At 68.8% G+C, this 6,335-nt stretch carries 7 protein-coding genes and 1 rRNA gene (1 of these 8 only partly in view); 7 read left to right on the top strand and 1 reads right to left on the bottom strand.

Annotated elements, in window-relative coordinates; genetic code table 11:
- The 4 genes from G6026_RS17040 to G6026_RS00705 all read left to right on the top strand — a co-directional run.
- Positions 1-679, top strand: a 679-nt coding sequence (locus G6026_RS17040) for an arabinosyltransferase C-terminal domain-containing protein (RefSeq protein ID WP_241727914.1), incomplete at its 5' end; no start/stop codon positions are given.
- A gap of 70 nt (positions 680-749) precedes the next feature.
- A complete protein-coding gene (locus G6026_RS00715) occupies positions 750-1,535 on the top strand; it encodes an enoyl-CoA hydratase (protein ID WP_107755812.1) in 786 nt (261 codons plus the stop codon).
- A complete protein-coding gene (locus G6026_RS00710; RefSeq protein WP_182611951.1) occupies positions 1,523-2,755 on the top strand; it encodes a GTP-binding protein in 1,233 nt (410 codons plus the stop codon). Before G6026_RS00715 ends, G6026_RS00710 begins: the two co-directional genes overlap by 13 nt.
- A gap of 184 nt (positions 2,756-2,939) precedes the next feature.
- Entirely contained in the window at positions 2,940-3,830 is an 891-nt protein-coding gene (locus tag G6026_RS00705) for a LuxR C-terminal-related transcriptional regulator (protein WP_107755814.1), read from the top strand.
- 60 nt (positions 3,831-3,890) lie between these two features.
- Here G6026_RS00705 and G6026_RS00700 read toward each other — a convergent pair whose 3' ends face one another.
- Positions 3,891-4,466 carry a cob(I)yrinic acid a,c-diamide adenosyltransferase gene (locus G6026_RS00700; protein WP_182611950.1) on the bottom strand — a complete coding sequence of 192 codons (576 nt, stop codon included), beginning with the start codon at positions 4,464-4,466 and terminating at the stop codon, positions 3,891-3,893.
- Here G6026_RS00700 and G6026_RS17735 point away from each other — a divergent pair.
- The 3 genes from G6026_RS17735 to G6026_RS00690 all read left to right on the top strand — a co-directional run.
- Entirely contained in the window at positions 4,465-4,587 is a 123-nt protein-coding gene (locus G6026_RS17735) for a hypothetical protein (protein WP_255458018.1), read from the top strand. The genes G6026_RS00700 and G6026_RS17735 overlap by 2 nt on opposite strands.
- Positions 4,588-4,596: 9 nt before the next feature.
- Positions 4,597-5,880 (top strand): UDP-N-acetylglucosamine 1-carboxyvinyltransferase, encoded by a 1,284-nt coding sequence (gene murA, locus G6026_RS00695; protein WP_182611949.1) that lies wholly within the window; start codon positions 4,597-4,599, stop codon positions 5,878-5,880.
- A gap of 436 nt (positions 5,881-6,316) precedes the next feature.
- Positions 6,317-6,335 (top strand): 16S ribosomal RNA (locus tag G6026_RS00690); it runs 1,498 nt beyond the window's last position.

Raw genomic sequence — 6,335 nt, 5'->3', positions numbered from 1 at the left:
GCTCATCACGATCGCCGCGGCCGGCTCGTTCGCGCCGGACGCGATCCGCGTGGAGTTCGCCACCGACCCTGCTCCCGCCACCGCTCCGGCAGCCGGTGCCCCGGCCGCCACCGAGCAGTTCGAGTCGGCCGGGTCCGTCCTGCCCATCGACATCGGCCCGGCGCCGTCCTGGCGGAACCTCCGGGTCCCGGTCGACATGCTGCCCTCCGACGCCACGGCCATCCGGCTCGTGGTGCGCGACCTCGACCCGGATCCGTCGCGGTGGATCGCGGTGACACCTCCCCGGATGCCCGAGTTGGTGACCATGCAGGAGCTGGTCGGGGACTCGCGACCGGTGCTGCCGGACTGGGCGGTGGCGTTCCACGTCCCCTGCCTGCGCCCGTTCGAGGAATTCGCCGGCGTCCACGAGCTGCCCGAGTACCGGGTGCTGCCGGATCGGGACCTCGCGGTGAGCTCGACCAACACCTGGCAGGCCTGGGACGGCGGCGGGCCCCTCGGGTTCATCGAGCTGCTCCTGGCCGGCGAGACCGTCCCCACCTACCTGGAGCACGACTGGTCACGGGACTGGGGTTCGCTGGTGAGGTACGAGCCGTTGGTGCCCGGGGCGAGGACCGCGACGGTGGAGCACGGCGAGACCGTACGGTCGGGGCTGTGGAACGGGGGACCGCTCGCCAGATGACCGGCTAGCATCGGACCCGGAGCTTTTACAAGGAAGTCCAAGTATCCCCTGAGGCAGACTGGAGCACGCGATGTCCGTGACGGAGAAGCAGTTCGAGAACATCCTGGTGGAGCGCAACGACCGCGTGGCGGTCATCACGCTCAACCGACCCAAGGCGCTCAACGCCCTGAGCAGTGGCATGGAGAAGGAGGTCGTCGAGGCCGTCGAGGGTCTCGACTCCGACCCCGACGTCGGCTGCATCGTCATCACCGGTTCGGAGAAGGCTTTCGCGGCCGGCGCGGACATCAAGGAGATGAAGGACAAGAGCTACCCGGGGATCTACCTCGAACGGTTCTTCGGCGACTGGAAGCGGCTCACTGCCGCCCGCACACCGATCATCGCGGCCGTGTCCGGCTTCGCCCTCGGCGGCGGCTGCGAGCTCGCCATGATGTGCGACATGATCATCGCGGGCGACAACGCGAAGTTCGGCCAGCCGGAGATCACCCTGGGCGTGATCCCCGGTATGGGCGGCTCGCAGCGGCTCACGCGCGCGGTGGGTAAGGCCAAGGCCATGGACCTGTGCCTCACCGGCCGTCAGATGGACGCCGACGAGGCCGAACGCTCAGGCCTGGTCGCCCGCGTGGTCCCTGCCGCGGAACTGCTGGACGAGACCCTGAAGGTCGCCGCGAAGATCGCCTCGATGAGCAAGACCACCGCCATCGCGGCGAAGCAGGCCGTCAACCGGTCCTTCGAGACCACCCTCGAGGAGGGTCTGCTCGCGGAGCAGAACGCCTTCTACGCGCTCTTCGCCACCGAGGACCAGACCGAGGGGATGTCGGCGTTCGCCGAGAAGCGGAAGCCCGAGTGGCGGCGCTGAGGGATCAGCCCCCACGCGGGCACCTCGCCGGGGGTGGCGACGGGCGCCCGGATGCGCGCCGCGCCCCCGGCGATCCCCTGCCCGTGGTGGTCCTCACCGGCTACCTCGGTGCCGGCAAGACCACGCTTCTCAACCACCTGCTATCCGGAGCGCCGGAGTTGCGGATCGCCGCTATCGTCAACGACTTCGGCGAGATCGACGTCGACGCCACCTCGGTCGCCGGGCGTGTGGACTCCATGATCTCGTTGGCCAACGGGTGCGTCTGCTGTGAGGTCGACGCGAGCGAACTAGGTGACACCCTGGCCCGGCTGGCCGGGCCCGATCACGGGCTCGACCTGGCGGTGATCGAGGCCAGCGGTCTGGCCGAACCGGCGGTCCTGTCGCGGATGGTCCACGAGGTACCACGCGAGGTCGTGCGGCACGCGGGGATGGTCCAGGTGGTCGACGCCGAGGGACTCGACGATGCGATGGAGCGGCACCCGAGGTTGGCGGCGCATCTGGCGGAGGCGGATCTCGTGGTGGTCAACAAGTGCGATCTCGTGGACCGCAGCCATTTCGACCGGATCCGCGAGACGATCCGCCGGCACGCCCCTCGGGTCGCCGTCCTGCCCGCGGTCCGGGCGGCCGTGCCGACGGGTCTGCTGCTCGGGATGGAGCCGGATCGGTCCGTCGCCACCGGGGCGGCAGGAGATCCGGAGCCCGCGGAGGGACAGCGCGGGAACCACGACCACTCGCATCTCCGCGACCACTCGCACCTCCACGACGGCTACCGGGCTCTCACCGTGGCCCCGGCCGGACCCCTGCACCCCCGACGGTTCCTTGCCGCGCTCGCCTCGCCGCCGGCCGGCGTCTACCGCGCCAAGGGAACGGTGACCCTGTCCACCGTCGACGGTCTGCGACGGTATGAGGTGGCCCTGGTGGGGCGCAGGCTCGAGCTGCGAGCGGGCGGACAGGGCGCCGAGGGGGTGGTGATGATCGGCGTCGATCTCGACGACGACGAGGTGGGCGCGTTCCTCGGTGACGCGGTGCTGTCACCGGGGGAGGCGGTCGACGCGGAGGCCGATCTGGGCCTACACCCGTATCTCGTGGGTGACCCGGACGCCAGTGACGTCGAGGAGTGGATCTACGACGAACAGCGTGCCGCGCCTCTCACCGGGGCGGCCGCGATGCTGGTGGATCCGGAGGATCCCGAGGCATTCGATCCAGCTTTCACCCCCTGAGCGCACCCCGGTGGGGAAGACGGTGACGGTACCCCCGGGGTAGTCGGTCGGTGGCCTCCGCCTGAGGTCGGCATCAGCCCGGCCACGTGCGTATAGTGGCGCTGACTAAGGTGATGTGTGGCACGTGCGGGGGGTCGTCCCCTACTCGCGGTGGGGGTATGCCACGGACGTGGGAGGAGACCTCATGGACGAGGAGAGCGCCGGCCGTGGTGCAGCAGGGAACGCTGCGAGTGATGCGCAGCGTCGCCGGCGCGATCTGGCATCCGTGCGTAGCGCGATCTCTGCCCTGCGGGAGGCCACCGGGATCCCGGTGACCATCGGTGGGGTCGTCGGCGAGGGCCACACCCTCGTGCTGTCCGAGTCCCTCGGAATGCGAACCTCGGCGATGAAGGACCTGACGGTCCACTACGGTGCCGGCGTCGGTGGTCGGGTCATGGCCACCGGCAAGCCGGTCGGGGTGGCCGACTACCAGCGTGCCGGGGTGATCACCCACGAGTACGATCTCCCGGTTCTGTCCGAGGGTCTGCGCTCGATGGCGGCCATCCCGGTCGTGGTGGGTAAGGACGTGAGAGCGGTCCTCTACGCCGGCGTTCACTCCTCGGTCCGTTTCGGCGAGAAGGTCCTCAACCAGATGGCGGCCACCGCTCGTGCGCTCGAGCAGGAGATCGCGGTCAACGACGCACTCGCGGCCCGTGGCGCCGCCCCCATGGGGCCGGGCGCGGGGGAGGGGCGCTGGGATGACGTCCTGTCCAACGAGCGGATGCGCGATACCCACGCGCGACTGAGGATGCTGGCCTCGCGGACCGAGGATCCGGACGTACGGGCCGAGCTCGAACGGATCTGCGCCGAGATGGTCTCCCCGCCGCCGGAGATGCCGACCGCTCGTCTGTCCCGCCGCGAACTGGACGTTCTCGCCTGCGTCGCGCAGGGGAAGACGAACATCGAGACGGCCGCCGACATGGGTATCGGCGCGGAGACCGTGAAGAGCTACCTGCGCTCGGTGATGCGCAAGCTTGACGCGCACACCCGGTTCGAGGCGGTCAACGCGGCGCGGAGGATGGGCGTGCTGCCCTGATCGCCGGTCGGTGGGCCCGTCCGGCTCGTCGAACCCGGCGTCTTCCCGGACCCGGCGCCGTCAGCCCCGCTCGCCGCCGGGAACCCAGAGGACGTCACCGTCCGGATTGGCCACCCTCCCCAGCACGAACAGCAGGTCCGAGAGCCGGTTGAGGTACCGCGCCGGCAATACGGATGTGGTCTCCGGATGGGCGTCCGTCGCCGCCCAGGCGGCTCGCTCGGCGCGCCTGACCACGGTCCGGGCGACGTGCAGGTACGCCGCGCCGGGGGTGCCACCGGGAAGGATGAACGAGGTCAGGTCGGGAAGGTCCGCGTTGAACTCGTCGATCCACCCCTCCAGTCGGTCGATGTAGGACTCTTCGATCCTCAGCGGGGGGTACTTGGGGGCCTCGACCACCGGGGTGGCGAGATCGGCCCCGGCGTCGAAGAGGTCGTTCTGCACGACCCGGAGCACCTGTGCGACTCGGTTCTCCAGATCGCCGCAGGTCAACGCTACCCCCAGGGCCGCGTTGGCCTCATCGCACTCCGCGTAGGCGTGGAGTCGGGCGTCGTTCTTGCTCACCCGGGAGAAATCGGACAACCCCGTGGTGCCGTCGTCGCCGGTCCGGGTATAGATCTTGGTGAGGTGCACAGCCATGACGCCAACCTACCCGCGCGCCGACCCGCGGCCCCGGCTGCACGGTGGCGTGGTCCCGCCGGAGGCGTCGCGTCGTGCCGCGGACGCCGGGCTGCGCGGATTGCTCCCGCATCTCGCCTAAGGTGGACCCGTGAGCGGTAACCCCACGTCCCGCGAGGAGAGCTTCCTCGTCACCGGCGGAACCAGACTGGCCGGCGAGGTCTCTGTCGCCGGCGCGAAGAACAGCGTGCTCAAGTTGATGGCGGTCGCGCTGATGGCCGAGGGCCGGACCACTCTGACCAACTGCCCGGACATCTCCGACGTTCCCGCGATGGCGGACGTGCTGCGGCATCTCGGGTGCGCCGTCGAGATCTCGGGCGGCACCGTCGTGATCGACACTCCGGCGGACCTGGGGCACGTCTCCGACGACAGGGCCGCACAGAGGCTCAGGGCGTCCGTCTGCATCCTGGGGCCTCTGGTCGGTCGCTACCACCGGGCCGAACTGGCGATGCCGGGCGGTGACGCGATCGGGGATCGCCCGCTCAACTGGCACCGCGAGGCGCTCGAGAAGTTGGGCGCCACCACGAGGATGGATCACGGCCGACTGTTCGCCGAGGCGGCCGAACTCACGGGGGCCAGGTACACCCTGGCGTTCCCGTCCGTCGGCGCCACGGAGACGTTCCTGTTCGGTGCGGTCCTGGCGAGGGGGACCTCGACCCTGGTCAACGCGGCCCGTGAACCGGAGATCGTCGACATCTGTGACCTGCTGTCGAAGATGGGCGCCCGGATCAGCGGGGCCGGGACGAGCACCATCACCATCGAGGGTGTCGAGTCGTTGAGCCCGGTCAGCCACCGGGTGATCGGGGACCGGATCGTCGCCGCCACCTGGGCGATGGGAGCCGTGATGACACGAGGAGACGTGACCGTCACCGGTATCGATCCCATGTTCATCCACGTGGTCCTGGAGAATCTCCGGGGTGCGGGAGCACAGGTCTCGACCGGATCGGACTGGGTGCGGGTCACGCAGGAGGGACGCCCCCGGGCCCGGGATGTACGGACCCTGCCGTTCCCCGGTTTCCCGACCGACCTCCAGCCGATGGCGATCGCGCTGGCCTCGGTGGCGGACGGCGCGTCGGTGATCACCGAGAACCTCTTCGAGGCACGCTTCCGCTTCGTCGAGGAGATGGTGCGCATGGGAGTGGATGCCGAGACGGACGGTCACCATGCCAAGATCCGGGGTCGCGAACGACTCGACTCCGCCACCGTGTGGGCCAGTGACATCCGCGCCGGTGCGGGTCTGGTCCTCGCGGGGATGTGCGGAGACGCCGTGACGGAGGTCTGCGAGGTGTTCCACATCGACCGTGGCTACCCCGACTTCCTCGAGAAGGTGCGGTCGCTGGGCGGCCGGATAGAGCGCGTCGATACCCACCGCTGACCGAGCCGATGGCGCCGCTATCCGCCAGTTGACCTGGCGATTTGCGTTTGGGTTCACGTCTGCGTAACTTATTGGAGGTCGCCGAGAGCGGGTGCGGGCCGGGAGGTTCGGGCTGGTGGAGGCGACGTGCTCCGGATGGTGGTGGGTTGCCTGGTTTGACTGGGTGGGCCGCGTGCGCTAGGCTGGAGAAGTTGCCCCGAAAAGGGTGGCGGTTGATGTAGAACCCTCGTGATCTGGGTGGTCGGTGACTGTCCGGGGAGCGGTGTGGTGGTGTTGTTTGAGAACTCAACAGTGTGTTTTGTTTGTGATAGTGCCAAATTTTTTGTTTGGTTGCGACCCTTTCACATCCCTGTCGTGGGGGTCGCGTTTTTTGGAAACAGCCAGTTTTTTGGTTTGTTTTTTGCTTGGATTGTGCTTTTTGTAGTGCTGAGAAGCTTTTATGGAGAGTTTGATCC

It is taken from the genome of Dietzia sp. DQ11-38-2 (assembly GCF_014145055.1).
In the GTDB taxonomy this organism is placed as follows: Bacteria; Actinomycetota; Actinomycetes; order Mycobacteriales; family Mycobacteriaceae; genus Dietzia.
Note: the sequence above shows the minus strand (reverse complement) of the source record. Positions and strands in the feature narration are given on the sequence as shown.

Coding starts and splice junctions, on each gene's coding strand:
- G6026_RS00715 (WP_107755812.1), top strand. CDS start 750: ATGTCCGTGACGGAGAAGCAGTTCGAGAACATCCTGGTGGAGCGCAAC.
- G6026_RS00705 (WP_107755814.1), top strand. CDS start 2,940: ATGGACGAGGAGAGCGCCGGCCGTGGTGCAGCAGGGAACGCTGCGAGT.
- G6026_RS17735 (WP_255458018.1), top strand. CDS start 4,465: ATGACGCCAACCTACCCGCGCGCCGACCCGCGGCCCCGGCTGCACGGT.
- G6026_RS00700 (WP_182611950.1), bottom strand. CDS start 4,466: ATGGCTGTGCACCTCACCAAGATCTATACCCGGACCGGCGACGACGGC.